The organism is Halorubrum yunnanense (genome assembly GCF_026586675.1).
GTDB lineage: Archaea > Halobacteriota > Halobacteria > Halobacteriales > Haloferacaceae > Halorubrum > Halorubrum yunnanense.
In genome coordinates, this window is record NZ_JAODIX010000006.1 from 22892 (window position 1) to 48952 (window position 26061).

At 68.6% G+C, this 26061-nt stretch carries 30 protein-coding genes and 2 pseudogenes; 18 read left to right on the forward strand and 14 right to left on the reverse strand.

The window, feature by feature from the left end:
• Positions 1–43: 43 nt before the first annotated feature.
• The 3 genes from N5096_RS01465 to N5096_RS01480 all read right to left on the reverse strand — a co-directional run bounded on the left by N5096_RS01465 (position 44) and on the right by N5096_RS01480 (position 4593).
• Complete coding sequence (locus N5096_RS01465; RefSeq protein ID WP_267662569.1) at positions 44–811, reverse strand: hypothetical protein; 768 nt, start codon at positions 809–811, stop codon at positions 44–46.
• A 46-nt stretch (positions 812–857) separates the two neighbouring features.
• Positions 858–1703, reverse strand: a complete 846-nt coding sequence (locus N5096_RS01470) for a DUF7847 domain-containing protein (protein WP_267662570.1) — start codon at positions 1701–1703, stop codon at positions 858–860.
• 148 nt (positions 1704–1851) lie between these two features.
• On the reverse strand, positions 1852–4593 hold the full coding sequence (locus N5096_RS01480; RefSeq protein ID WP_465261737.1) for a nucleotide sugar dehydrogenase: 2742 nt from the start codon (positions 4591–4593) through the stop codon (positions 1852–1854).
• 121 nt (positions 4594–4714) lie between these two features.
• Here N5096_RS01480 and N5096_RS01485 point away from each other — a divergent pair, with 121 nt between their 5' ends.
• From N5096_RS01485 to N5096_RS01505, 5 genes are all read left to right on the forward strand, one after another.
• Positions 4715–5371: a TIGR04206 family protein gene (locus tag N5096_RS01485; protein WP_465261738.1), complete on the forward strand. Its 657-nt coding sequence runs from the start codon at positions 4715–4717 to the stop codon at positions 5369–5371.
• Positions 5372–5418: 47 nt separating this feature from the next.
• Entirely contained in the window at positions 5419–6327 is a 909-nt protein-coding gene (locus tag N5096_RS01490; RefSeq protein WP_267662571.1) for a ZIP family metal transporter, read from the forward strand.
• A gap of 51 nt (positions 6328–6378) precedes the next feature.
• A complete protein-coding gene (locus N5096_RS01495) occupies positions 6379–6588 on the forward strand; it encodes a hypothetical protein (RefSeq protein ID WP_267662572.1) in 210 nt (69 codons plus the stop codon).
• Positions 6589–6665: 77 nt separating this feature from the next.
• The gene (locus tag N5096_RS01500) at positions 6666–6917 is read left to right on the forward strand and encodes a hypothetical protein (RefSeq protein WP_267662573.1); all 252 of its coding nucleotides are present in this window, start codon (positions 6666–6668) and stop codon (positions 6915–6917) included.
• A complete protein-coding gene (locus N5096_RS01505; RefSeq protein WP_267662574.1) occupies positions 6914–7387 on the forward strand; it encodes a PIN domain-containing protein in 474 nt (157 codons plus the stop codon). Before N5096_RS01500 ends, N5096_RS01505 begins: the two co-directional genes overlap by 4 nt.
• Positions 7388–7451: 64 nt before the next feature.
• On the opposite strand, the gene aroC is transcribed toward N5096_RS01505, so the two are convergent.
• Complete coding sequence (aroC, locus tag N5096_RS01510) at positions 7452–8639, reverse strand: chorismate synthase (RefSeq protein WP_267662575.1); 1188 nt, start codon at positions 8637–8639, stop codon at positions 7452–7454.
• Positions 8640–8791: 152 nt separating this feature from the next.
• On the opposite strand from aroC, the gene N5096_RS01515 reads away from it, so the two are divergent.
• The 4 genes from N5096_RS01515 to N5096_RS01530 all read left to right on the forward strand — a co-directional run bounded on the left by N5096_RS01515 (position 8792) and on the right by N5096_RS01530 (position 12259).
• Positions 8792–9013, forward strand: a complete 222-nt coding sequence (locus N5096_RS01515; RefSeq protein WP_267662576.1) for a hypothetical protein — start codon at positions 8792–8794, stop codon at positions 9011–9013.
• A 59-nt stretch (positions 9014–9072) separates the two neighbouring features.
• Positions 9073–9852: an enoyl-CoA hydratase/isomerase family protein gene (locus tag N5096_RS01520; RefSeq protein ID WP_267662577.1), complete on the forward strand. Its 780-nt coding sequence runs from the start codon at positions 9073–9075 to the stop codon at positions 9850–9852.
• Between the two features lie 676 nt (positions 9853–10528).
• The gene (gene hpt, locus N5096_RS01525; protein WP_267662578.1) at positions 10529–11098 is read left to right on the forward strand and encodes a hypoxanthine/guanine phosphoribosyltransferase; all 570 of its coding nucleotides are present in this window, start codon (positions 10529–10531) and stop codon (positions 11096–11098) included.
• A 483-nt stretch (positions 11099–11581) separates the two neighbouring features.
• Entirely contained in the window at positions 11582–12259 is a 678-nt protein-coding gene (locus tag N5096_RS01530; RefSeq protein ID WP_267662579.1) for a DJ-1/PfpI family protein, read from the forward strand.
• 27 nt (positions 12260–12286) lie between these two features.
• On the opposite strand, the gene N5096_RS01535 is transcribed toward N5096_RS01530, so the two are convergent.
• The 3 genes from N5096_RS01535 to N5096_RS01545 form a co-directional block, all read right to left on the reverse strand.
• Complete coding sequence (locus N5096_RS01535; protein WP_267662580.1) at positions 12287–12571, reverse strand: transcriptional regulator; 285 nt, start codon at positions 12569–12571, stop codon at positions 12287–12289.
• Between the two features lie 56 nt (positions 12572–12627).
• Entirely contained in the window at positions 12628–13176 is a 549-nt protein-coding gene (locus N5096_RS01540) for a DUF2249 domain-containing protein (protein ID WP_267662581.1), read from the reverse strand.
• A gap of 99 nt (positions 13177–13275) precedes the next feature.
• Entirely contained in the window at positions 13276–13641 is a 366-nt protein-coding gene (locus tag N5096_RS01545) for a DUF5658 family protein (protein WP_267662582.1), read from the reverse strand.
• Between the two features lie 134 nt (positions 13642–13775).
• Here N5096_RS01545 and nth point away from each other — a divergent pair, with 134 nt between their 5' ends.
• Positions 13776–14459, forward strand: coding sequence for an endonuclease III (gene nth / locus N5096_RS01550; protein ID WP_267662583.1), 684 nt, complete (start codon positions 13776–13778; stop codon positions 14457–14459).
• A gap of 83 nt (positions 14460–14542) precedes the next feature.
• On the opposite strand, the gene N5096_RS01555 is transcribed toward nth, so the two are convergent.
• The gene (locus N5096_RS01555; RefSeq protein WP_267662584.1) at positions 14543–15751 is read right to left on the reverse strand and encodes a threonine synthase; all 1209 of its coding nucleotides are present in this window, start codon (positions 15749–15751) and stop codon (positions 14543–14545) included.
• A gap of 111 nt (positions 15752–15862) precedes the next feature.
• On the opposite strand from N5096_RS01555, the gene N5096_RS01560 reads away from it, so the two are divergent.
• The 4 genes from N5096_RS01560 (at position 15863) to N5096_RS01575 (ending at position 18754) form a co-directional block, all read left to right on the forward strand.
• The gene (locus tag N5096_RS01560; RefSeq protein ID WP_267662585.1) at positions 15863–16942 is read left to right on the forward strand and encodes a glutamate--cysteine ligase; all 1080 of its coding nucleotides are present in this window, start codon (positions 15863–15865) and stop codon (positions 16940–16942) included.
• A 124-nt stretch (positions 16943–17066) separates the two neighbouring features.
• The gene (locus N5096_RS01565) at positions 17067–17678 is read left to right on the forward strand and encodes a winged helix-turn-helix domain-containing protein (RefSeq protein ID WP_267662586.1); all 612 of its coding nucleotides are present in this window, start codon (positions 17067–17069) and stop codon (positions 17676–17678) included.
• A gap of 87 nt (positions 17679–17765) precedes the next feature.
• Positions 17766–18260 carry a phosphopantetheine adenylyltransferase gene (locus N5096_RS01570; RefSeq protein ID WP_267662587.1) on the forward strand — a complete coding sequence of 165 codons (495 nt, stop codon included), beginning with the start codon at positions 17766–17768 and terminating at the stop codon, positions 18258–18260.
• Positions 18257–18754: a hypothetical protein gene (locus N5096_RS01575; protein ID WP_267662588.1), complete on the forward strand. Its 498-nt coding sequence runs from the start codon at positions 18257–18259 to the stop codon at positions 18752–18754. The genes N5096_RS01570 and N5096_RS01575 overlap by 4 nt, the downstream gene beginning before the upstream one ends.
• A 15-nt stretch (positions 18755–18769) precedes the next feature.
• On the opposite strand, the gene N5096_RS01580 is transcribed toward N5096_RS01575, so the two are convergent.
• The 5 genes and pseudogenes from N5096_RS01580 to N5096_RS01600 all read right to left on the reverse strand — a co-directional run bounded on the left by N5096_RS01580 (position 18770) and on the right by N5096_RS01600 (position 21994).
• Positions 18770–20227, reverse strand: a complete 1458-nt coding sequence (locus N5096_RS01580; RefSeq protein WP_267662589.1) for an FAD-dependent oxidoreductase — start codon at positions 20225–20227, stop codon at positions 18770–18772.
• 191 nt (positions 20228–20418) lie between these two features.
• Positions 20419–20850, reverse strand: a pseudogene (locus N5096_RS01585) (RNA-binding protein); the annotation flags it as partial.
• A 21-nt stretch (positions 20851–20871) separates the two neighbouring features.
• Complete coding sequence (locus tag N5096_RS01590) at positions 20872–21060, reverse strand: DUF1918 domain-containing protein (protein ID WP_267662591.1); 189 nt, start codon at positions 21058–21060, stop codon at positions 20872–20874.
• Between the two features lie 88 nt (positions 21061–21148).
• Positions 21149–21730, reverse strand: coding sequence for a DUF7524 family protein (locus N5096_RS01595; RefSeq protein ID WP_267662592.1), 582 nt, complete (start codon positions 21728–21730; stop codon positions 21149–21151).
• A gap of 69 nt (positions 21731–21799) precedes the next feature.
• A complete protein-coding gene (locus tag N5096_RS01600) occupies positions 21800–21994 on the reverse strand; it encodes a methytransferase partner Trm112 (protein ID WP_267662593.1) in 195 nt (64 codons plus the stop codon).
• Between the two features lie 128 nt (positions 21995–22122).
• On the opposite strand from N5096_RS01600, the gene N5096_RS01605 reads away from it, so the two are divergent.
• Positions 22123–22401 carry a ribonuclease P protein component 4 gene (locus N5096_RS01605; protein WP_267662594.1) on the forward strand — a complete coding sequence of 93 codons (279 nt, stop codon included), beginning with the start codon at positions 22123–22125 and terminating at the stop codon, positions 22399–22401.
• 46 nt (positions 22402–22447) lie between these two features.
• On the forward strand, positions 22448–23473 hold the full coding sequence (locus N5096_RS01610; protein WP_267662595.1) for an aldo/keto reductase: 1026 nt from the start codon (positions 22448–22450) through the stop codon (positions 23471–23473).
• Positions 23474–23512: 39 nt separating this feature from the next.
• On the opposite strand, the pseudogene N5096_RS01615 reads toward N5096_RS01610, so the two are convergent.
• Positions 23513–23734, reverse strand: a pseudogene (locus N5096_RS01615) (DUF7992 family protein); the annotation flags it as partial.
• Between the two features lie 116 nt (positions 23735–23850).
• Between N5096_RS01615 and N5096_RS01620 the strand changes: the two are divergent.
• Both N5096_RS01620 and N5096_RS01625 read left to right on the forward strand, forming a co-directional pair.
• Entirely contained in the window at positions 23851–24729 is an 879-nt protein-coding gene (locus tag N5096_RS01620; protein WP_267662596.1) for a site-specific integrase, read from the forward strand.
• 515 nt (positions 24730–25244) lie between these two features.
• On the forward strand, positions 25245–25706 hold the full coding sequence (locus N5096_RS01625) for a site-specific integrase (protein WP_267662597.1): 462 nt from the start codon (positions 25245–25247) through the stop codon (positions 25704–25706).
• Positions 25707–26061: the final 355 nt, after the last annotated feature.

Below are 26061 nucleotides of genomic sequence, written 5' to 3' on the forward strand. Positions count from 1 at the left end.
TCAGGGGCAGCCGGAGTCGCCGGCGGTCGGCGTCGACCCCGAATCAGCGGGTTTCGGTCGGCGTCGAACAGCGCATACAGAGGACGTCGGTGCCCGCCCAGTTGACGTCGTTCGACCCGCAGTTCGGACACCGGTGCGTCTCGTTGCCGTACTCGGTCGTCCCCCGCGGCGCCGCGAGGTGGCCGTCCGCGACCGCCTTCTCGAGGAGCCCTGCGAACCGCTGTTTCTTAAACCGGGCGCGGTGCGCGAGGAAGTCGCCCGGGCGCGACGGGTCCGACCCGTGGAGGTCCTCCCACTCGATCGCGATCTCGCCGTTCGCCTGCCCGCGGGCGACCTGCTTGATCGTCGCGGCCGCGGCGCCGAACAGCGGGGTCGTCGCGAGCGCCTGCGGCGAGTCGATCGCGTCGCCGGCGGCCGCGTACCGCTCCGCGGCGTCGTCGTACGCCGCCTCGGCGCCGTCGAGCCCGCCGGCGACCCGGAAGTCGGCGACGAACTCCGCGAGGCAAGCGCCCTGTCCGGGCGCGTCGAGGACACGCTGGAAGTCGCGCGTCGCGGCGATTCCCTCGACCGCGCGCTGGGTGGCGCGGGCGTCGATATCGGCGACCCGATAGGCGACGGTCGCCGCGAGGAGCTGTTGGAGCCCCTGGCCGATCCAGCCCTTCTCGTCCGCCGCGAAGGGGTCCAAGTCCCGGCGGGGGTCGGCGAGCACTCGCCGCCCGCCGCGGGTGTATCGGTTCCCGGCCGTCTCGTACTCGCGAGCCGCGAGCGCGTCGACCGCGGCGTCGTGGTGACCGCCGTCCTGCGTGTTCATACCAATTCGAGGGCCTACGGCGGATTAGGGGTGGCGGTCGCGGCTGTTAACCGGGGCCGGCTTCCGGCCGAGTCGACTCGTAGAACGCGACCGAGTAGGTCGCGTAGAACGCGGCGAACGCGCTCGTTAAGAGGAGGTACGCGACCCCGGCGACGACGAGGACGGGGAGGGTCGGCTCGACCGACGCGAGGTCGGCGAACGGCGTCGCGGCCGCCCCCGCCGGCCGGGGGGCCAAGAGTATCGACGCGACCGCGGCCAGCGTCCCGAAGACGACGCTGCCGACCAGGAGGATCAGCGTGTAGCCGAGGACGCTCAGGAGGTTCGACCGGACGAGGCCGACGCTGCGACGGAACCCGTCGACCAGCTCCGCGTCGTCGAGGACGATGGCGTGGGCGTAGAACTGGACCAAGAAGGTGACGAGGAGGTACGCGAGGAGCAGCCCGCCCCCCACGACCGCGAGGAGACCGAGCAGCGTCGGATCGATACCGGCCCCGGGCGCGCCCGTGGGCATGGACGCGGCGCCGCCGACGACGACGACCAGGCCGCCCACGAACGCGACGAACCCGAAGGCGAGGTTGATCGCGAGCAGGACGAAGTACGCGAGCAGCAGCGCCAGGTAGTTGTCCGTCCCCTCGGCGACGAGCGTGCCGAGCCGGGTCCGGCCCGCGACCGCCTCGCTCGCCATCCCGAGCAGCCCGCCCTGGACGAAGGGGAGCGCGAGGACGACGACACCGAACGTGGCGAGCGAGACGATCGCCGACAGGATCGGCTGCGTCGGGGGCACGAAGAAGCTCGGAGCCTGCGCGAGCCCGTACAGCGCCGTAACGAGCAGGAGGACCGGGTTGCGAGCGATGCCGCCGACTGCCGGACGGAGGGCGTGGAGGGCCGCCATGGGCGCATATTTCACCCCTGATATATAAATTGGACTGTACGTCTCTCGACGCGTCGCCGGCGGCGTGGGCAGGAGTGGCGAAGTGTGCGGGAGCGGCGGCGTGTCCGAGATCGGCGTACCGGCGATCGGGACGGGGCCGGAGACGGCCCTACCAAGTCAGTCCTTCGTACGTCAGCCCGTCGCGCCGCTCGATGATCCGCCGGCCGTCGATCACGACGGGCTCGGCCATGGCGTCGAACGCGTCGTCGAGCGCCGCGAACTCGTCCCAGTCGGTGACGACGAGCGCGGCGCTCGCCCCGTCGAGCGCGGCGGCCGCGGACTCGGCGTACGCGACGTCGGCGAAGCGCTCGTGCATGTTGTCGGTCGCGACGGGGTCGTACCCCACGACGTCGGCGCCGCGCGCCTGCAGCCCCTCGATGATCGGGATGGCCCGGGAGTTCCGGACGTCGTCGGTGCCGGGTTTAAAAGCGAGGCCGAGTACGGCGACGCGCTCGTCCGCGACGTCGACGTGGGCGTCGAGGAGCTCCAGCATGCGCTCCGGCTGGCCGTCGTTCACCGCGACCGCGGCGTCGAGGAGGGCGGGCTCGTAGCCGGCCTCGCGGGCCGCGGCGCGGATGGCGTCGACATCTTTGGGGAAGCAGTTGTGCACCGCGAGCCCATCGGTCGTGACGAACGTGTGGTCATCGGCAACTTCGAGAGAGTAGACGGGTACCGACTCGTCCGGATCGAGCGTCTCAATGTCTCGAACGCGAACCGTCGTGTGCGTCCCGCCGTCGGTGTGCCCCGTGGGGGCGACTTGCCTCGCGTAGCTGTCGAGTCGGCGGTCGATCTTCGCGGTGTCGGCGTCCAAGAACAGCTCTTTGAGCTGGTCGATCTGCTCGCTGGAACTCACTCTGAGGAAGTGCGCCGGCTTGGTGGATTTCTCGGACGTCGAGGTCTTGTAGCTGGGGATGACACCGATGCTGTGCAACAGCAGCTGCATTCCCGCGATCAGATCTTCGCTCACTGAGCCGTAGTCGTACACGACCGCGTTCGAGTGACTCGGATACTCAATATGGCCGTCACCGCGGAACAGTCCAGACAGTACGGCTTTCCGGTGCGACTCCGGCTCTTGGTAGACGGCGTCGGGGAGCGCTGCGGTGTACGACCCCGTTCCGCAACCCAGAGACTCGAGGAACCGTGCGAAGATTCGGCTCGACACTTCAATCTGCATCGCGGTCTCCTGCTGCCGCGTTGTGTGCCGGATCCCCAGTGACTCAAAGTACGACTCCACGTCTGAGACGTATTCCGGTTCGTCCGTCGGGTGGAAGCTCAAGGCAACGCGTCGCCGCGTCGTCGACCCGTGTCCGGACTCGTCATCGTTGACGTGTCCCTCGCTGAGATAGTAGCCGATGAACCGCCAGAAGGCTTCATCAGCGGAAACGATCGCCGGGACGTAGGTCTGGCCGCCGCCTCTCGTCGTGTACAACGACACGTCTGTTCGACTGATCTCGAGTTCGTCCTCGAATTCGAGGAAGACGTCGAGTGAGAGGTAGTTGTTCCGAGCGAATTCGTGCACGCGGTCGTAGCTATGCCGCCGGTTGTAGCCGTCGAGTACGTTCCGCAGGTGATCTTTCCGGTCAGAGAGGTCGATGTCGGGTTTAAGATACACCTCGTCAGTCGGAAAGTCCGGATCGTCGACGACGAGATCGATCAGATCGAAGTGCCCGACCGGATCGACGGTGACCTCAGTTTGTACGGGAAGCCGATCCGTTTCTGTAAGCGATCCCGCTTCTCGAACGGCGAGGTCACCGTCTTCGACGACGAGCATCGGGTGGTCGTCAGTGACCGTCACCTCCTTGCTCATCTTGGTCTGGATGCGACGCAGTTCGCCGTCGTACTCACGGCGGGTCGCACCGAGCACTGATTTGAACGTGCTGTTCCCGTTGTCGTCATAGCTGAGCACGGCGACGTCGTCGACGAGCGCCGCATCCTCGTCCACGTATCGGTCGAAAAACGCCTCGAACGTCAGGAACCGCGTCCCCTCATCGTCCTTCGCCAGCACTCGCTGATCTCCGGTGAGACAACTCCCGCCCCAGCCGACCCCCGAGCGCAGGAATTTCGCCCCGATCCGGTCGTCGAGTCCGACCGCGTCCATCACCTCGTAAGCGTCGATCCCGAACTGCTTGCAGATGTTCCCCAAGTCGTTCGCCAGCGAGATCTTCGACGCGAGGAAGGCGTTGTTGGCGTACTTGATCATCACGGCGGTTTCGGGGTCGGTGCGGATGACCGAGACGTCGCCGTCGGTCGCGGCGACGAGCGGCTCGTAGAGGATCTCCAGCCGCTCCGTCGCCCACTCGGAGTCGGTTCCGAACACGAGCTTGTCCGGGCGTTGGAAGTCGTCGACGGCCGAGCCCTCGCGGAGGAACTCCGGGTTGGTCGCGAGCTCGACGCGATCCGCCGCGTCGCCGGCGCCCGCGCGGAGCGCCTCCCCGATCTCGCCGACGCCCGGCGGCGTGATCGTGCTCTTGACGACGACGGGGTGGCGGTCGTCGGGGGTCGCTCCCGAACCGCTCCCCCCGCCCGCCAGCGCCTCGCCGGTCATCTCGGCGGCGGCCGTGAGCGGCCCGAGGTCGATGCTCCCGTCCTCGCGGGAGGGAGTGCCGATCGCGAGGAACGTCACGTCGGCGTCGGGGACGCTGTCGTACTCGGTCGTCGCGCGGAGGCGGTCGTCGACGTGCTCGGCCAAGAGGTCGTCGAGGCCCGGTTCGTGGATCGCCGCGCGGCCGTCGTTCAGCGCGTCGACGACGTCCCGGTCGATGTCGATCGCGGTGACGTCGTGGCCCGCGTCCGCGAGGCAGGCCGCGAGGGTCGTTCCGACGTATCCGCTGCCGACGACGGTGACTCGCATACCGAGGCAAGCGCCCCCCGACACAAAGAGCGTTGCGCGTCCAGCCGCCGCCGAGTGCGTCGCGGGGACACGGCGGGCCCGTCCCGGGCGATTCTTACCGCCGCGACCCGGAGAGGTCGATATGTCGACGGGGCCATCGCGGGAGTCCGACGCGGGGCGATCCGACGTCAACGCGGGGCGATCCGACGTCAACGCGGGGCGATCCGACGCCAACGCGGGGCGATCCGACGCCAACGCGGGGCGATCCGACGCTGACGCGACCATGAGCACGCGCGGTTCGGTCGGGCGGTTCGGGTGGCTCCTGGCCCTCGGGCTCCTCGCAGTCCCGATGGCCGTCATTCCCGCCGACGGCGACGTCACGATCGTGAGTCTGTGGGGGTTCCTGAGCACGTCTGGGCCCGGTCTCGGCGCCGGCGGATACCCGGTTTGGGACTACTTCCTCGACCAGTCGCGGCCGTTCTCGGCGCTCCCGGCGTCGATCCGGGCGTGGCCGCTCGCAGTCGGCTTCCACCTCCTTGCGGCGACCAGCGCCGTCGCGGGCGCGGCGCTTGGCCGCGAGGACCGCCGCGTCACCGGCGGGCTCCTCGTGCTCGCGGCGACCGCGAGCCTGTGGGTCTCCGTCGGGCTCGCGACGCGGTTCGGGGTCGGAACCACGTCGGGGCTGCTCACCGTGCTCCCGACGGGCGCGGTCGCGACCCTCGCCGTCGCCGTCGCCGCCTACGGCCGCGACCTCCGGGCGGTGTTCGAGCGCGGCCCGGGACGTCGCCGACGCGAGTGACGCCGTCGGCGGGCGCATTTATGTATCGGTGGGGGAAACCGCGTTCCATGACGACGCTCTCGACCGTCGTGACCGTCAGCGGCGTGACGGGGCTCGCGACGGGTCTCGGGGCGCTCCCGGTGTTGCTCCGCGGTCGCGTCACGCACCGCGTCTACGACGCCGCGCTGGGGCTCGCGGCCGGGCTGATGGTCGCGGCCAGCGTCTTCGGCCTGATCATCCCCGGCATGGAAGAGGGGACGCTCACGGCGGTGATGGCCGGGCTCCTCCTCGGCGGTCTCGGCCTGCTCGCCGGCAACTACGCCGTCCCCCACCTCCACGCGCAGTACCGCGAGTGGCTCCCCGAGGGCGGCGCGACCGGCGGCGACGCCGCGGCGATACCGGTCGCCGACGGGAGCGAGGGACGGGACCGGGAGCTCTCGGAGTTCGCCGACCCGGTCGGGGGCGCCGGCACCGCAGAGTCCGCGGACTCCACCGAGTCCGCCGACGCGGCCGCGGAGCGAGCGGTGACGCTCCGAAAAGCGCTGCTCATCGGCACCGCGATCACCCTCCACAACGCCCCAGAGGGGCTGGCGATCGGTGTCGCCTTCGCCTCGGGGTTAGAGGAGATCGCGCTGGTTCTCGCGGTCGTGATCGGCCTCCAGAACGTGCCGGACGGGTTCGCGTTCGCGGTGCCGATGGTGGACACCGGGATGTCGAACCTACGGGTGATTTGGTACACCACGCTTTCGGGGGTCGTCCCGCAGGTCGCCGCGTCCGTCTTCGGCTTCCTGCTCGTCTCGGTCGCGGCCGGGCTGTTCCCCGTCGCCTCCGGGTTCGCCGCGGGCGCGATGCTCGCGGTCGTCTTCCGGGAGCTGATCCCCTCCTCGCACGGCCACGGGCACGCCGACGCCGCGACCGCGGCGTTCCTCCTCGGGTTCGTCCTCCTGGTCGTCGTCGACGCCGTCGTCGTGGCGTGAGTCGCGCGGACCCGCGACAGCTTTTCGAGCCGCGACCCGCGTGATCCGACCATGTCCACGACCGTTTCCACGCCGGACGCCGACGAGACGTGCGCGTACTGCGGCTCGCGGATCTTCGATCACGACCCGGTCTGCGTGCGCGACTGCGACGACGGCTGCGGCTCGCCCGTCTACTTCTGCAACTACGCGTGCCTCTCCGCCCACGTCGACGAGAACGACCTCACCGCGGGGAACGCCTGCGAGTGGTCGCCGGGGGAGTAAGTCGGCGATCCGCTAGGGATAGCGTGCTTCCCCCGTGCGGACATGCATTTAAGAACGTTGCCAAGCAACTCATCACCATGGCCGCAGAGATATCGGATCGAGTCCGAGAGATCGCGGAGGAGAACGATCTTCCGGAGTCCGAAGTGTTCGAACGCGCGCTTGAACGCGGTCTCGAAACCCTGTGGGAGGATGTCGTCCTGAAGCGATACCTCGATGGGGGGATCGATCGCGAGGAAGCGATCGAGCAGGTCGGGCGAGCGAAAGTCGAACGCGCGGAACGGGAGCAGCAGATCGTAGAGGAAGACACCGACTGGGGATTGAACGCGTGACACTCGCGGCCGTTTCGGATTCCGGCCCACTCATTCACCTCGCCGAGATCGACTCACTCGAACTCCTCTCCGCGTTCGACACCCTCCTCGTTCCGGAAACGGTGTACGCCGAGATCGAGGCGGGCGGCGTTCCGAGCGGGCTGGCCGATGTCTCGTACGAACTCGTCGACGTCGACGGCGAAGCGAGCGCGAAGGAGGAATTAGACGCCGGTGAGAGCGCGGCGATAGCAGTCGCGGCAGAGCGTGATATCGTCCTGTTAACCGATGATCTCGCGGCTCGCAGGTTCGCGTCGGACGGCGGCATCGAGGTTCACGGATCGATCGGCGTCATCGCGCTCGCTCACGGACGTGGACGCCTGGACGCCGACGAGGCGGCTGCCCGCATGCGAGCGCTTCAACGGGAGACGAGTCTGTTCGTCACGGAGGCGGTGATCGAGCGGGGTATCGAGCTGCTGAACGAGGAACGATAGCGCGACGAGGGAGCGGTCAAATCCGCGCGGCGTCGCTCGCCGCTCCGCTGTGAGCAGCAGTCCCCTACTCGTTATCCGGACTGCTCGGGTGGTAGTCGGTGTCGTACTGTCCGGGGTTGCCGTCGACGCGGTCGGGGTTGATCCGGCCGGCGAGCAGCATGAAGTCGAGGACGGTGCAGTACAGCATCGCCTCGACGACGGGGACGGCCCGCGGCGGGAGGACGGGGTCGTGGCGGCCGACGACCTGCACGTCCTTCTCCTCGTCCGTCTCCCAGTCGGCGGAGCGCTGCTTCTTCGGGATCGACGTGGGGGCGTGCCACGTCGCCTCGCCGTAGATCGGCTCGCCGGTGGTGATCCCACCCTGAAGCCCGCCGTGGTCGTTGCCGACGGGGACCGGGTCGCCCTCCTCGCTCTCGACGTGGTCGAACGACTCCCCGTCGTCGAACGTCCAGTCCTCGTTGCGCTCGCTGCCGGCGACGTCCGTCGTGTCCTTACCGAGTCCGTACTCGACGCCGGTCGTCGCCGGGATGGAGAACATCGCCTGGCCGAGCCGCGCCGGGAAGCTGTCGAAGCGGGGCGCGCCGAGCCCGCGGGGGACGCCGCGGCACTCGAAGTAGATGGAGCCGCCGATGGAGTCACCTCGCTCTTGGTACTCCTCGATCAGCTCCTGCATCTCGGCGGCGGCCTCGGGGTCGGCACAGCGCACGTCGTTCTCCTCGCTGTGTTCGAGGAGCTGGTCGAAGCTCACCTCGTCGGCCTCGACGTCGCCGATGCGGTTGACGTGCGCTTTGATCTCCACGTCGTGGTCGGAGGCGTCGAGCACCTGCTCGGCGACGGCGCCGGCCGCGACCCAGTTCACCGTCTCGCGCGCGGAGGAGCGCCCGCCGCCGCCCCAGTTGCGCGTGCCGAACTTCGCGGAGTAGGTGTAGTCGCCGTGGGAGGGGCGCGGCGCGGTGACGAACGGCTCGTACTTCCCCGAGCGCGCGTCCTTGTTCTGGATCACCATGCCGATCGGCGTCCCGGTGGTGTAGCCGTCCTGGACCCCGGAGTTGACGACGACCTCGTCCGGCTCGCCCCGCGAGGTGGTGATCATCGACTGCCCCGGCTTGCGCCGGTCGAGCTGCGCCTGGATCGCTTCCTCGTCGAGCTCGACGCCGGCGGGCACGCCCGAGACCGTCACGCCCATCGCGTCGCCGTGGCTCTCGCCGTACGTCGTCAGCTGGAAGAGTCGACCGAACCGGTTCCCGTTCATACTCTCACCTATGGCCGGGGGCATATATGGGTTGCAATCCGCGCAACCGGGCGTCGGGGCGGTCGGTCGCGTCCCCGCGATCGAACTCGGGGCGATTCCGCCCCCTCGCCGGGATCGATGGGCGTTAATAAACGGATCCCGTTGATGGGGGCGTGCGCGAACGTCTCACCGCCGACCTGGGCGTCTACGCCCTCTCGGGCCTGTTCTCGCTGGTCGTGTTCGCCGTGGCGCTCGGGATCCTCTCGCGGACGCTGCCGGACGGGCTCGGCTCCCGCCAGCTCGTCGGGCTCGTGGTCGGCTACCTGCTGTTCCTCGGCGCGTACACCACCGCGTGGTTCATCTACAGCGAGATCGACAGCCGCGAACAGATCTGACGCCGTCACGCGGCTTCCGCCTGCCGAACGACTTTCACCCCGGCCGCCGAGGGGCCGGTATGACCTGGGACACCATCACGCTCGATGTCGATACGGAGAGCGGCGTCGCGACGCTCACAATCGACCGCCCCGACCGGCTCAACGCGCTCACCGTCGACACGCTCGAAGCGATCGAGGCGGCGTTAGCGGAGGCCGAGGCGGACGGCGCCCGCGCGCTCGTGCTGGCCGGCGCGGGCGACGAGGCGTTCGTCGCGGGCGCTGACATCTCCTACATGGTCGAGCTGTCGACGCCGGCGGCGCAGGCGTACGCCGAGCTCGGCCACCGCGTCGCCGACGCGATCGAGTCGTTCCCGGCGCCGACGGTCGCGGCCATCGACGGCTACGCCTTCGGCGGGGGGTGCGAGCTGGCGCTGGCGTGCGACCTCCGGGTAGCCGGCGAGAGCGCCGTCGTCGGCCAGACCGAGATCGACCTCGGGATCGTTCCGGGGTGGGGCGGCACCCAGCGCCTCTCGCGGCTCGTCGGCGACGAGACGGCCAAGCGGCTCGTCTTCCTCGGCGAGCGGATCGACGCGACCGAGGCCGCCGAGGTCGGCGTCGTCGGCGAGGTGGTTGCAGACGACGACTTCGACGACCGGATCGACGAGCTGGCCGGGGAGCTGGCCGCGAAGCCGGCGTTCGCGATGCGCGCCGCCAAGGAGGCGCTCAACGCGGTCCACGACGGGACCCAGCGCGGCGGGCTCGCCTTAGAGCGCCGGGCGTGGTCCGGGCTGTTCGGCACGCACGACCAGCAGGAGGGGATGCGGGCGTTCTTAGAGAAGCGCGACCCCGAGTTCGAGTAGGGGCGAGCGCGGGATGGATTGGCATTGTAAGTGCGGTGGCGCGTGCCTCTGAGCGCCCATCGGGCGCGAGGAGCACGCGCGAGGTCGTCGGGCGAAGCCCGACTGCCAGAGGGACCTCCGGTCCCTCGCTGGAGTCGGTGGTCCGGAGCGACGCGGAGGACCACCGACAGGGCGAGAGCGAAGCTCTCGCTTGCAACCGGCGCGTAGCGCCGGTGACGAGGCTGGGGAGGCGTGAGGTGCGGGTGCTGTTGTGGTCGGGTGGGACTCAAAGGGGCAGTCGCCGGCGGCTTTGCCGCCGGCTGCCAGAGGCGCGAAGCGCCTCGCTGCCGCGAGGACGACGCACGGCGACGTAAGTGCCACAGGGAGCGAACGGAGTGAGCGACCGAGGAACGCAACGAGCCGCGCGAGTCGTCGCGGCTGGGGCTTTGGAACTGTTCGTCGTCGATCCATCAGCAACCATTTCTAACCGAGCGGCCGGGACTTTGGAGGGGTTCCCTGCCGATCCGCAATCATCTATTTATAAATGAGCGGCAAGCGTTTCGGCGGGAGCCGCACCCGATCGGGTGTCGGTTCGAAACGAGTCGCGACGGTACACGCAGCCGACCGCTGCGTGGTATCGGTCCGCATCGGCCGACGCAACCGCCACGCTTTATTAATCCGCCCGAGTACCGGCGACATGGACCAGTTGCGGCAGTCGCTCCTCGACGCGCCGATTATCGAGAAGGGCGAGTACGAGTACTTCGTCCACCCGATCAGCGACGGCGTCCCGATGCTCGAACCAGAGCTGCTCCGGGAGATCGTCATCCGACTGATCCGGAAGGCGGACCTGGAGAACGTCGACAAGATCGTCACCCCCGCCGCGATGGGGATCCACATCTCCACCGCGCTCTCCCTGATGACCGACATCCCGCTGGTCGTCATCCGCAAGCGTCAGTACGGCCTCGACGGCGAGGTCCCGCTGTTCCAGGAGACCGGCTACTCCGAGTCGGAGATGTACATCAACGACGTGGAGGCGGGCGACCGCGTGCTCGTGCTCGACGACGTGCTCTCGACGGGCGGCACCATGAAGGCGATCTTAGACGCGCTGACGAATGAGGTCGGCGCGGAGGTCGTCGACGTCGTCGCCGTGATCAAGAAGGCCGGAGACAACGAGCTCGACGACACCGACTACAACGTGAAGACGCTGATCAACGTCACCGTCGAGGACGGCGAGGTCGTGATCGTCGACGCGCAGGGCGACGAATAATACGTTCGCGCTTTTTCTGGGAAGGTAGCTGGACGCTCACGATTCGCTGCCGGCGGTGACACCGGTGAACACTTCTAAAGCCCCAGCCACGAGGCGGGCGCACGCTCGCTGCGCGCTTCAGTCGCTCACTACGTTCGCTCCTTGCAGTGCTTGCATCGCCTGCGCCCGCCTCGTGGCTGCCCCTTTGAATCCCGCCCGATCGCACCGCAACCGCACCTCACACCTCCCCAGCCTCGTCGCCGGCGCTACGCGCCGGCTGCCAGAGGCGCTTCGCGCCTCGCTGCCGCTCGCTCGGGGCTCCCTTCGGTCACCCACGTCGCTCGCGGCGTCCCTCGCGCGTGCTGGCTCACGGCCGCCAGAGGCGGCCGCTCGCAGGCACGCGCCACCGCACGTCCGTGAGCCATTTATAAACCCCGCGCCCGCCTAGCGTCGCTGCCGGGCGCGGACGCCTTTTATGTCGGGGTCATGAAGCGAGGGGTACACATGAGTAGCGCGCTATTCGTCGTGAGCGAGGAAGGGTACTGGGCCGAGGAGTGCATCGAACCGCTGACGACCCTGGAGTCGGAGGGCGTCGACGTGACGATCGCGACGCCGTCGGGGTCGCCGCCGGTCGTCGACGAGCGCTCGCTCGACCCCGAGGCCGCGGGCGGCGAGGAGCGCGTCGCGGAGCTCCGCGAGGTCGACGAGGAGCATCCGGGGCTCAACGATCCGGAGCCGATCGCGACCGTCGAGGCCGAGGGGTACGACGCGGTCGTCTTCCCCGGCGGCCACGGCACCGTCTGGGACGTGAACCAGGACCGACACGCCCGGCAGCTGCTGCTCGACGCGGTCGCGGGCGACGAGGCCGTCGCGCTCGTCGTCTGTCACGCGGCCGGGATCCTGGCGTTCACCCGCGAGGCCGACGGAACCCCTCTCGTGGAGGGCCGCTCCGTCACCGGCTTCCCGAACGACTGGGAGGACGGGATCGTCGACGACCACGACCGGATGCCGGACGGCCGGAAGCTCCCGTACTGGGTGGAAGACGAGGTCGTCCTCGCCGGCGCCGACTGGGACGCCGAACTCGACGCCGACACCAGCGTCACGGTCGACGGCGACCTGATCACCGCGCGCGGTCCGGGCTCGTCCGCGGCCGCGGCGGCGACGCTGCTTGACGAGCTGTAGAGCGTAGTTAGATAGAGCCGACGGTACTCACCGAATCACGAACGCCGGCTCGTCGATCCGCTCACTCTTACATTTCGGACACCGCGACGGCTCGTTGACCGGGTCGTCGAAGCGGTCGAAGCCGCAGTCGCGGCACTCCGGCGGCGCGACCAGGAACTCCTCGTCGGCGCCGTCGTCGGCGATCGACCGTGAGACGTGTTCTACGTGTTCGTACACGGCCGGCGTCGGAAGCGACAGGGACTCGCCGAGGTCGGTCGCGGTCGCCGGGCCCTCGCGGAGGGTCTCGGCGATCCGCTCGCGCGTCGTCTCCATGGCGGGCGTTCGACGGCGGTATATAAAACGGCAGCGGGGGATTCCCGCGGCCCTCCTCACTCCGCGGGCCGCGGCGACAACACCACCAGCGCGACGCTGTCCTCCCGCGCGGTCGGTTCGACCGCCGACTCGCCCTCGAACCGGAGGATCTCCCCGCCCTCGACGCGGTGCGGGTCGCCGTCGAGCGCGACGTCGACCGCGCCCTCCAACACGTGGAACAGGCCGGTTCGGTCCGGATGGTCGTGTTCGGGCACGCGCTCGCCCGCCTCCAGCGAGAGCCGGATCGCCTTCGGCTCCCGCCCGGGGAACGCGTCCGCGTGCGGTTCGCCGTCGAGGTCGGCGATACGGGCCAGCTCGGCCGCGGGAGAGCCGTCGCCGTCGGCCTTCGGGAACTCGGCGACGAACCGGGAGGGGCCTTCCCGCTCCATCGCGTAACTCGCTTCGTCGAACGCGGGCGTCTCGGCCGCCATCTCGTGGTACAGCGGCTTCGGGTCGTGGTCGTTGACGATCGTCAGCGTCTCGCCCGGCGCGAGCGCTGCGAACGCGTCGTGAATCCGTCCGTGTCGCTCGCTCGGCGGGAGGTCTCGAACGTCGAGTTCGGTCATGGTTCCGGGTCGTCCGCCGAGCGCCATGTGCGATGTCGCGAACACGTTCGGCTCGTGAGCGGGCGATCGCGTCGGCCGGGGCGCTGGCGGGCGAGCCCCTCAGGAGAGCCATAGGAGCCGGAGGTTGCTCGCGGTGAGGTAGCTCCCGACGAGCGTCAGGAGGACGGGCGGGAAGTAGTAGAGGAGCGCGTCGCCGTCGCGGGCGCCCGAGACGCTGATCCACAGCATCACGAGGTAGACGGCGATCTTCAGGAGGACGAGCCCGGAGAGCCCGAGCGAGTCGAGCGCGAGCGCGACGACCGGGTTCGCCTCGTCGATCGTCGGGACGTACTCCAGGAAGGCGATAGTGGAGACGACGTCGCCGACCCCGTACGTCGCCGTCGCGGCGATCCACAGCCAGTAGAACTCCTGAGTTCGGCGGCTGTACGCCGGGCGTCGCCGCCGCCGATCGCGGGACCGGGACACGTCTCGACGTGTCGGGGTACCGACGTGAATCTGCCGGTTCGGTGCCGCCCTCGTCGCCGCGGGGACCGACCGTCTCGGGAGCGCGAGCGCGTCGCTTCCGGATCGTTCAATGTCGGTCGGTCGGAGTTATTCCCATGGGCACGCCACTAGAGCCGCGGGACGAGCAGGTCGCCGAGGTCCTTGACCGACTGTACGAGGAGTACCCGGACTCGGCGATCTCGCTGAACTACTCGAACCGACTGGAGCTGCTCATCGCCGTGATCCTCTCCGCGCAGTGCACCGACGAGCGCGTGAACAAGGTGTGTGCCGACCTCTTCGAGGCGTACGAGACGCCCGAGGAGTACGCGGACGCCCCGCAAGAAGAGATGGCCGAGGCGATCAACTCCATCACCTACTACAACAACAAGGCGGAGTACATCCGCTCGGCCTGCGCGGACATCGCCGAGGAGCACGACGGCGAGGTGCCGGACACGATGTCCGAGCTGACCGACCTGATGGGCGTTGGCCGCAAGACCGCCAACGTCGTCCTCCAACACGGCCACGACGTCGTCGAGGGGATCGTCGTCGACACCCACGTCCAGCGGATCACCCGCCGGCTGGGCATTACGGAGGAGGAGCGTCCCGAGGCGATCGAGCGGGACCTCCTCGACGTCGTCCCCGAGAGCGACTGGCAACAGTTCACGCATCTCATGATCGACCACGGACGCGCCACCTGCACCGCGATCAACCCGGACTGCGACGACTGCGCGCTCGCGGACGTCTGCCCCTCCGAGAAGGGGGACAGCGACGTGGATCTGGCGAGCGGCGAGGCGTGGTGAGCCGGGGGAAAACGCGGCCGTCTCGTCGTGCACCGGCGACGGAGCGGTACCGAGGGGAGAGACGGAACCGACGCGACGCGGGGTCAGCTGACGCCGAGCAGCGAAGCGAGCCGCTCCGGGAGCGCCGCCCTGCTCGTCCGTTCGGTCGCAACCGACGCGTCGCCGGCGCCGAGCTCTTTGAATCCCGTCCCGGTCGGGAGAAGGACGACGGCGTCGTCGTCGTCGACCTCCCCGCGCTCCGACAGGCGAGCCACGCCCGCGAGCGACGCGGCCGACGCCGGCTCGACGCAGAAGCCGCCGTCGACGGCGAACCGCCGCTGCGCCGCCCGTATCTCGTCGTCGGTGACCGAGACGACGGCGCCGCCGGTGTCGCGGACCGCCGCGAGCGCGCGACCGCCGCTCGGCGGGTCCGGGTTCCCGATCGAATGAGCGATCGTCTCGCCGGTCTCCTCGGGTGAGAGCGGCGTCGGGTCGACCGCGCCGGCGTCGAACGCCCGGGTTATCGGGTCGGACGCGGCGGTCTGAACGAGGTAGAGCCGCGGGGGGTCGTCGAGCAGCCCGGCAGCCTCGAGGTCGCGGATCCCGCGCCAGAGCCCCGAGGCGAACCCCCCGGAGCTCGTCGGCAGCGCGAGCGCGTCCGGCGCGTCCGGGGCGAACGCCTCACAGATCTCGAAGAGAGCGGTCTTGTACCCGCTGATCCGAGCCGGGTCGTCACTGACGAGGAACCGGACCGGAAGCGCCGCGGACAGCTCGAGCGCGTCGCCGTAGAGGGCCCCGTAATCGCCGTCGACCCGCACGATCGTGGGCCCGTACTGGTCGATGAGCTCCAGCCGGACCGGCGAGATGTCGTCGGGCACGAGCACGACGCACTCGCGGCCCAAACTCGCGGCGTGCGCGGCCGTGCTCATCGCCATGTTGCCGTACGAGACGGTGCCGACGGCGCCGTCGCCCGCCGCGGTCGCGTGCGGGACGGCCGCGGCGCTGCCCCGGTCCTTGTACGCGCCGGTCGGGTGTTCGCCCTCGTCTTTGACGCACACGCGACAGCCCGCGGCGTCGTCGAGCCCCTCGCTCCTAACCAGCGGGGTGCCGCCCGCGGCCCAAGCGAGGCCGTCGGGCCCGTCGATCGGCAGGAGAGGCTCGTAGCGCCACATGCCCTCGTGGCTTCGGCGGTCCGCCCAGGTGAACGCCGCCGCGTCGGTCTCGAACCAGAGCGGCTCCCCGCACCCGCAGCGGACGCGGGTCGCGTCCTCGTATCGTTCCCCACACCGGTGACACCGCAACGCGGGAGACATGTCGCGTCCTGCGGCGCGCGGTCACCTATACTCTCCGACCGGGCGGGGGACACCGACGCTCCGTTTCGGGTTTCAATTCATATAAGAACGCGGGGGCGAAACGGAGCGGTAATGGATATCGGTTCGCGGAACGCGTTCACCCGGATGGGAACGCTCGGCATCGAGGAGGAGTTCTACATCGCCGATGCCGACGGCCGTCCGACGTCCGGAACCGACGACCTCGTCTACGGCCGGGACCCGCCGAGCGAGGTGCCGGAGGGGTTCGACCACGAGCTGTTCAAGTGCACTATCGAGGCGCAGACGGCGGTGATCGAGGACCCGGCTACCGCCGACGAGGCCCTGTCGACGGTGCGGGAGGCGCTCGTCGACCACGCCGCGGCCGACGGCTACCGGATCGCCGCCGCGGGGCTCCACCCGGCGGCGAAGTGGCGCGAGCTGGACCACGTCGAGAAGCCGCGCTACCAGGCGCAGCTGGATCGGATCCAGTACCCGCAACACCGCAACACCACGGCCGGGCTCCACGTCCACGTCGGCGTCGATGACGCGGACAAGGCGGTGTGGATCGCGAACCGGCTCCGGTGGCACTGCCTGGTCCTCCTCGCCCTGTCGGCGAACTCCCCGTTCTGGAACGGTTTCGACACCGGGCTCGCGTCGGCCCGGGCGAAGGTGTTCGAGAACCTGCCGAACACCGGGATCCCCTCCGCGTTCGACGACTTCGAGGCCTTCCAGCGCTACGAGCGGCGAATGGTCGAGCGGGGCTCCATCGCCGACCGCGGCGAGCTCTGGTTCGACGTCCGCCCGCACACCGGCCACGGCACGGTCGAGGTGCGCGCGCCCGACGCCCAGCGCGACCCCGCGGTCACCCTCGCCTTCGTCGAGTACGTCCACGCGCTCGTGGTCGACTACGCCGAGCGCTACGCGGACGGCGAGTCCGGGCCCGCGCTCCGGCGCGAGCTCCTCGACGAGAACAAGTGGCGCGCGATCCGTCACGGTCACGACGCCTCGTTCGTCGCCCGGAGCGGCGAGGAGACGGTCTCGCTCGGCGAGGTCGTCGACCGCGAGTGCGACCGGCTCGGGATCGGGGGGATCCGCGACGTGTACGACGCCGAGAGCGGCGCCGAGCGCCAGCGGCGGCTCCGCGAGGAGTCCGGGCTCGACGCGGTGTGCGAGGACCTGATCCTGTCGCCGTAGGGCGCGAGAGCGGGGACGGTCGGGCGGCGACGGCGGCGGAGTCGCCCCTGGCTCGGGGCACCGAGTTCCGTCGGAACGAAAGCGACGAGAAACCCTTTTGAGCGCGCGGGCCCCACGATACGCCATGACGAGCGACGAGTTCGACGCCGACCCCGCCGCCGACCCCGACGATGGCCTCGCCCTCGACCCGGGGGAGGGGGACGACGAGTCGGCGACCGAGCGAACCCGCGAGGAGCTCCGCAAGACCAGAGAGCGGCTCGGCGAGGGCGCCGGCAAGGCGGTCAAGGGGTTCGACGACAACGTCGTCGACCTGTTGGCGTGGCTCCTCGACACCGAGACGCGCGCCCGGATCTACGTCTACCTGCGGGACGACCCGCGGAGTACGAGCGACGAGGTCGCCGACGGTACCGGGCTCTACCCGAGCACGGTCCGCGAGGCGCTCGCGGAGCTCCACGACGAGGGAACGGTCGAGCGCGACAAGCGCGAGTCGAGCGGCGCCGGCAACAACCCCTACGAGTACGAGGCGATCGCGCCGAGCGATCTGGTCCGGGGCGTCGTCGGGGACGTCCAGGAGGAGCTGAACGCCGTCTTCAACCTCGACCGCCGGCTCGGGGGCGAGTCGCCCGACGGCGACGCGGAGCCGGTCCAGATCTCCGTCGGCGGCGGCGAGGAGAACGGGAAGGGCGGCGAGGAGGGCGACGCGGCCGCGGAGAGCGACGAGGACGGCGATCGGTAGCGACCGCGCGCCGAGCGCGGCCGACTCGATTCCTGCGTCGGTTCCGAGTTCGGGACAATTTAAGTTCCGCCCGCGCAAGCGACTGGCATGAACGTCGCGCTTGGTGGCACGTTCGATCCCGTTCACGACGGCCACCGGAAGCTGTTCGAACGGGCGTTCGAGCTGGGGGACGTCACCGTCGGCCTCACGTCCGACGAGCTCGCGCCGGAGACCCGCCACGTCGAGCGGTACGTCCGCCCGTACGACCGCCGTAAGCGCGACTTGGAGGCCGAACTGGAGCCGCGGGCCGAGGAGTACGGCCGGGAGTTCGCGGTCCGCGAGCTCACCGAGCCGACCGGCATCGCCGTCGAGCCCGAGTTCGACGCCCTGATCGTCTCCCCGGAGACGAGGGACGGCGGCGAGCGCATCAACGACATCCGCCGCGAGCGGGGCCGCGACCCGCTCGAGCTGGTCGTCGTCGACCACGTCCAGGCCGAGGACGGCGAGCGCATCTCCTCGACGCGGATCGTCGCGGGCGAGATCGACGAACACGGCGCCCTCACGCCCGAGCGCGAGGGGCGCGGCGCGACCCGCCCGGAATGACGGCGGACGACGACCCCGGGCGACTCACCCGCGTCGCCGTCGGAGAAACGGGGTTCGAGCGCGCGGCCGTCTGGAGCGCGGTCGGCTTCGCGGTCTCGTACGTCGCCTTCGACGCGGTCGCGCTCGTCGGGTCGATTGCGGGTCTCGCTGCCGACGCCTCCGGCGCGGTCGCCGCGGTCCTCGCGGCGCTGATCGGGGTCGGTGCGGCCGCGTTCGCCGCGGTCGGGGCCGGCGCGCTCCCCGCGGTGCTGCTCGCGTACGGTCCCCTCGCGGCGGTTCTCCTGCGGTCGGTCGGACCGACGCCCTACGCGGTCGGCCTCGCCGACCCGCTCTCCTTCGCGGTCGCGGTCGCCGAACCGCTCGGGCTCGCCCTCGCGGCCGCGGTGGCGGTCGGGCTCGCCGGCTACGCGGTCGGACGAGTCGCCGCCGGGACCGGCGGCGAGGAGGGGGACGGGGCGGCCGCGGCGGACGGAGACGCGAACGCGAGCGACTGACGACGACGGCGCCCCTTACTCCTCTTCCTCGAGCGTCCCGTTGAGCACCTTCGCCGCGACGAGGATCGGGTCCCACACCGGGCTGAAGGGGGGCGCGTACGCCAGGTCGAGCCGCTCGACCTCCGGGACGGTCATGTCGGCTTCCAGCGCGGTCGCGAGCGTGTCGATCCGGATCGCGGCGCGGTCGGGACCGGCGATGCTCCCGCCGATCAGGCGCCCGGTGTCGCGGTCGGCGACGAGCGTCACGTCGGTCGGCGCCGCGCCCGGGTAGTAGCCCGACCGGGAGCCGGCGGTGACGGTCTCACGGACCGGGTCGAAGCCGGCCGCGCGGGCCGCCGCGTCCTCGACGAGGCCGACCCGGCCGGCCTCCATCTCGAACGCCTTCACGACCGCGGTGCCCGCGATGTCGCCCACCGGCGAGGGGTCGCCGGCGACGGTGGCGCCGATCGCCCGCCCGGCGCGGTTCGCGGTGAGGCCGAGCGGCATCCACGCCGGCTCGCCGGTCACGGCGTGGAACGCGGTCGCGCAGTCGCCGGCGGCGTACACGTCCGGGAGGCTCGTTCGGCCGTGCTCGTCGGTCAGGACCGCGCCGCCCTCGCCGAGCTCGACGCCGGTCCCGTCGAGCAGCTCCGTGTTCGGGCGGATCCCGACGCCGACGACCGCGAGGTCAACCGGGAGCGTCTCGGCGTCCTCGCCGTCGGCGTCCCCGTCGGCGAACCGGATCGCCTCGATCCGGTCGTCGGCGACGAGCGCCTCGACGGGGGTGCCGGTGTGGACCGTCACGCCCTCCCCGGTCAGCGCCTCCTCGACGCGCTCGCCGACCGCCTCGCCGAAGTCCGAGAGGAGGTGCCCGGACCGATGGAAGAGGTGGACGTCGAGGCCGCGGCCGGAGAGCGCCTCCGCCATCTCGACGCCGACGTAGCCGCCACCAACGATCGCCGCCGTCTCCGGGGCGGACATGGCGGCGTTGCGCTCGACGCGTTCGCGGTCGACCGCGCTCACGTCGGCGCGGTCCGGGTCGTAGGCGTCCGGCTCGGCGATGTACGCGTCGATGGCGGCCGCGGCGTCCATGTCGTGGAGCGTGAAGGCGCCGTCGATCCCGCGCACGTCGAACGGGCCGGTCGACGCGCGGCCGCCGGTCGCCACGAGCAGGTCGCCGTAGGGCTGCTCGAAGGCGTCGCCGTCGGGGGTCTCGACGGCCACCCGCTTTTCGTCCGGGTCGACGCCGACGACCTCGCGGCCGCGCCGGAGGTCGATCCCCCGATCGTCGACCTCGGTCGGGGACAGCGAGAGGAGGTTCGACATGCGCTCGACGCGTCCCTCGATGAAGTAGGGCATCCCGCAGTAGGCGTACGAGATCCATCGGCCCTTCTCGAAGACGACGACCTCACGGTCGAGCGCCTCGCGGCGGAACTTGCTGGCCGCGCTCAGTCCGGCCGCGTCGGCGCCGACAACGACGAAGGGGTCGCTCATGCTCGGTCCGACGGGGTGACGAGACAAAAAGCCACGCCGGGGGTGCGGCCCGGGCGCGCGGCCCCCGTGCCCGCGTCGGGTTACGCTTCGTCGGCGGCGGCGTCGTTATCGTCGTCGCTGACGCCGTCGCCTTCGCCGGCGTCATCGTCGGCGGTGTCCTCGCCGTCGTTATCGTTATCGGCGCCGTCTTTGTCGTCTACCAGCCGCGAGAGCGTCTCGCGGGCGTTCTCGACGGCCGCCTCCTGCTTCGCCGGATACGCCTCCACCTTCGCGCGGACGGTGATCCCGGGGCCGAGCCGGACCTCGCCGCGGAACGCGGCCTGCTTGTCGACGCGGAGAAACAGCGCGCAGTTGTCGTCGACGCGCTGGTCGAGTTCGTCTAGCACGCGGTCGACGTCGTCGAGGTCGGCCAGCGCGTCGAGCACGTGGCGCATCCCGTCGGCGTTCTCGATCCGCGCGGAGAGGACGACGATCCGGTCCCCGTGGTGGCCGACGTTCTCGACGCGGTCGATCTCGGTATCCTCGGGGAGGAACCTGCGGAGGGCGTCCGCGACCCGCTTCTCGTCCTCGGTGGCGTACGAGAACGCCCGGAGGTCGACGTAGTGGAAGGGGACTTTGGCCATCGGGTCGGAAAAGGAGGGCGGTTACTCCTCGCTCTCGACGGCGTCGAGCGCGTCCTCGGGGACGCCCGTCTCCTGGCCGTCCTCGAAGCTGATCGTGTAGGTCGCGTCGTCGAACATCGTCTCCATCACCTGCGTGATCGTGCCCGTCTCGCCGTCGTACTCGCTGTGTTTGTCGTGGAGCACGACCTCGTCTTCCTTCTCGAAGCTCATGGCCGTTCGTACCGGTGGGACGCTTAAAAGCGCGCGGATCCGGACCGGCGGAACGGTCACGCGGCCGAGGCAGCTCAGCGACCGCCGGTCACACGGCTCCGAGCAGCACGGCGGCCAGCGACACCGTCAGGACCACGCCGACCGCGACCGAGACCACGACGCTCTCGACGGTGAGCGCGAAGGCGACGCCGGCGACGACGGCCAGGAGACCGAGGGCGGCCGCCGGCAGTCCCCCGCGCTCCACGACCCCGACGACCGCGTTCGCGGCGCGCTGCCGGGGCGGGGGGTCCGGCGGCCGTTCCGGCGGTTCCGCGAACGCCTCGTCGACGACGATCTCGTCGGCCTCGGCGGCCGGCGGCGGGTCGACCCTGACGTCGACGTACCGGGTGTTCGAGCCGTAGCCGGTGACGATCTTCAGCTTCCCCGTGATCGACTCCTCGACGTCGTCGGCGGTGACGTGGACCCGTCTGGTCGACTCGTCGTCGACGTAGTGGTTCGTCTCGCCGATCGAGCAGACCCGGTCGAGCTCGTCGTCGAAGTGCAGGTGGACGTGCGTCGACCGACCGAGGTTCTCGAGAGCGACCGAGAAGGGACCGCTCGCCTCGAACCGGTCCGGCGCCCGGATCGAGTGGACGGCGTCCCCGTTCAGTTCGACGGAGAGTGTCGGCACGTTCGGGACGACGGACGCACACTAAAAAAAGATGCAGTACGATTCGGACCGGGCGCGGGTCGATTCGGGCTAAGCGGACGCCTCCTCGCGCATGTCCGGCGGGAGGAGGTTCGGGATCCCGTCTTCGATGGGGTACGCCTCCCCGCACTCGGTGCAGGTGAGCGTGCCGGCGAGGATCTCCTCCTCGTCCCGATCGTCGGCGTCGAGTTCGAGGTCGGCCTTGTCGAGCGGGCAGCAGACGACGTCCATCAGAGACTCCTTCATACCACACACTTCGCGTGGACCGATAAAAAAGCGTGCGGGTCCGGCGCGTCGGGAGGGCGGGGCCGGACCTGTTGCGTGAGTGCCCCTCAATGGCAACGACTTTGCCGGTCCGTCACGCCCGGCGAGATATGGGGATCCCGTCGGAACGCATCGAGCGCCTGTCGACGCTCGCCCGCGAGGCGGTCGTCGACGGCGAGTACGACCGCTCTCGCGAGTACGTCGCGCTCGCGCGCCGGATCGCGGAGCGGAACCGCTGCGGGCTCCCGGCCGAGTTCTCCCGGCGGACCTGCGACGACTGCGACGTGTACCTCCGACCCGGGAAGACGGGCCGCGTCCGGCTCCGTCCCGGCCGCGTCGTCGTGCGCTGCCGCGAGTGCGGGTCGACGGCGCGCTACCCGTTCGACTGATTTCGAGGTCGCCACGGTTTATAAATCGCCGCCGAGAGAGACGGGTATGGACTACCGACGGCTCGGCAACACGGGACTCAGCGTCTCGGAGCTCTGTCTCGGGACGTGGCGGTTCGGACGGGAGACGAACGACGTGGTCGAGACGGGCCGGGAGGAGGCCCACGAGCTGCTCGACGCCGCGGCGGACCACGGGATCAACTTCATCGACACCGCCAACGTGTACGGGACCCCGAACGGGGAAAGCGAGGAGTACGTCGGCGAGTGGCTCGCGGAGCGCGAGCGCGAGGACTACGTGGTCGCCTCAAAGGTGTACTTCCCGTTCGACGGGCGCGGCGAGCCCGGCCCCAACGACTCGGGGCTCGGCCGCAAGCACATCCGCGCGCAGGTCGAGGGGACGCTCGACCGGCTCGACACCGATTACCTCGACATCTACTACATCCACCGCTGGGACGAGGAGACGCCCATCGAGGAGACGATGCGCGTCCTCGACGAACTCGTCTCGGAGGGGAAGGTGCACTACCTCGGCGCGTCGACGATGGCGGCGTGGCAGCTGACGAAGGCGCTGTGGACGTCCGACGTCAACGACTACGCGAGCTTCGACGTCGTCCAGCCGCTCCACCACGCCGGCTACTACGAGGACGTGAGCGAGTACCTCGACGTCTGTATCGATCAGGGGATCGCCGTCTGCCCGTACTCCCCGCTCGCGGGCGGGTTCCTCACCGGGAAGTACGAGCGCGCCGACCCCGACGACCCCGAGCAGGTGATCGCGCCGGACGGCTCGCGCGCCAGCTTCGACGACCGGTTCGAGCGCTTCTACCTCTCCGAGCGCGGCTGGGAGGTGCTCGACGCGGTGCGCGAGGTCGCCGACGAGCTCGACGCGACGCCCGCACAGACCGCGCTCGCGTGGCTGGCCGGGTGGGACGAGTTCACCTGCGTCCCCATCGTCGGCGCGCGGACGACCGACCAGTTGGCCGAGAACGTCGCCGCGGCCGACCTTGAGCTGTCCGACGCGCAGTGGGACCGGATCATGGACGCGCGGTACGCCCCGGACGGGACCCTCTGGGGACACTGAGCGGGCGAGAGGGGAAGCGATCGAAACGAACGCCGGCCGCTACTCCTCGAAGTCGGGGAGGTCGTCGGGCGCGTCGAACTCCGCCTCCCAGTCGATGTACTCCGATTTGAGCGTCTCGCAGACGATCTGCCCGAGCTCCGTGAGCCCCGCGTTGATCGCGGAGACGGTCCCCCACGAGTCGAGGTCGGGGTGGAGGTCGCGTTCCTTCCAGTCCTCCGGCAGCCCGGGCGCGTGGTAGCCGACGCGGTCGGCGAAGTCGTCTCAGTTTAACTAGACAACCCGTTCGTTATTCTCTGAATATATAGGTGCTACTCGACGTATGACATGACAAGCACCCACTAATACGCGAAAAGTGGGTGTGGCGGAGGCTCTAACCTATGACCGACACACCCGAAGAAAAGTACGCATCGATACAGCAAACCGTTTGGGGTGATGAGGACACCTTTGAGATTGACGGCTACGTTGATACTGGAAAATTAACCCAAGCCGAAGCCGAGCGGATCCAAGATCTGTGTGACGCCTTTGACGGCGAGAAGTTTGATCGTCAGAACCACACCCAAAAGAAACAGTACTTCGAGCCCGACAAGCGGAAGGACAAGAGCTATTCGACATTGTGGGGATGGATGTATCGCCTTTCGCGGATGGGGAGAGATCTAAAGAACGCCGATTTCACTATGGATACGTTGATCGAAGCCGATACAACGGACCTCAACGACTTGATGGAACGGGGCTACTACAAAGCGGAGGTTCCAAACTGTAACGGCATGAGCAAGGGGACTATCCGGACCTATCAGTTTGCTCTCCGCATTTTCTACCGATATCACTCCGATCTCGGCGTTGACCCGGAGCAAATAGCCATTTACAGCGAAGATGATGATAGCTCCGTGGACCCCGATGATATGCTCACACGGGACAAAATAGAACGGCTCAAAGACGCTGCGGACCACCCGCGTGACAAGATGATCCTGACGTTGCTTTTGTACACCGGGATGCGGAGCAACGCGCTCCGTACGCTCCGTGTGAAGGACGTGAAACACCTCAACGACGAGAATAAGACGGGCCGCTATCGCTTCAATCCCAGCGTGGACCACGGCCTGAAAGGTGCCGACGACAGGAACGGGTGGCGGCCACTCCTATTAGCCGAGGGGGCGGTTCGGCAGTGGGTGAATAACTACCACCCGGCAAGAGGGGATGACGATTTTGAAGAGTGTTACGGAGAATCGAGGAGAAAGCCCCGTGCTTTAGCGCGCGGATGAATCCGACAATTGATAACGCAATCCACCGCCGATAGCCGTTTGAGTTTGATTCTCAGCATTTATGTGGTGTTCGACCGTATTACATGGTGATGGTCTTCCTCACCCACGGGACAACGGCTTCGCCGTCTACTGGTTTTCGACCAGTGACCGAGGTGGGTAACAAAACCAGAACCAGTCCGCCACGTCCTCCATATGGAGACGCGAATGGCGGTACCCAAGAGGCTGAATACCCTCTCGTGGAGGGAATCGGTATTCCCGTCGAAGCGTCCAGTGCGTCTGGATGGGAAGGCCTTGTTGACAGGGCTGTACCCGTTGTAATGCACGTCCTCGGTCACAATTGGACGGCTACCGTTGACGGGGCACGCGAAAGCGTCTTTGAACCCCGAGGAAACACGGAACCTCAAACTCCACTTCGTGGAATCCTCGCCCTTTAGGGCGGGGAGGATGTCAATGGGAAACCGAACTACGGGAAGTCGAACCCAAGAAGCCCGGTCGGGAATAACTGTCTTCGGTACGTGTTGAACACGCTCCAAGATGAGACGGGTATTGAGAAGCCGCTCAACCCGCACTCACTTCGTCACAACTTCGTGACGATCTGCAAGCGCGATTACGACATGGACAATGATACGATCAAGTGGTTGATCGGACACACCAAAGACAGTCGGGTAATGGAAACAACCTATAGCCACCTGTCAGATATGGATTTTCGGGAGAAGGCCGAACAAAAGGCCGGATTGATTGACGAAACCAGCCGGAGCACGCTCACACCCAAGCAGTGTAGTTGTGGCGAGAAAGTCGCACCAACCGCGAAGGCGTGCCCAAACTGTGGGATGCTGTTCAGCCCCGATGCGCGGGCGGTTAAAGAGGAAACGGAACAGCAGGTCAAGGACACCTACAAAGAAGCAGGAAGGCCGGCGACGTTCAAGCCATTAACGACATTAACGACGTGGATGAACTACTTGAGAACCCCGCCGTAAAGAAAGCGCTAATCGAAAAGCTCCAAGAAGATTAGTCCTCTAGGGATACAATTCCTCAAGCCGATCAACGTCGGACAATTCTATTGATACCGACACGCCAGCCACTAGGTTATGCTTTTCCGCGAGATACTTTGAAACACCGTCTTCTAGCGCGTCAGAGAGATTATCGAACGCGGGTTGATTCGCTTGATATGGTGGGTAGATCATTTCATCATCGACGTTCAAGGCCCATGTTAAGAAGAGGGTGTCATAGAAGACTTCCCACACCCAACACCGATCGCTCAGTCGTAGTGTTCAGATAAGCTGATTCCATGCGAAAGCGAATGATCTGAGCCACTCGTCAGCAGTTTCTGCT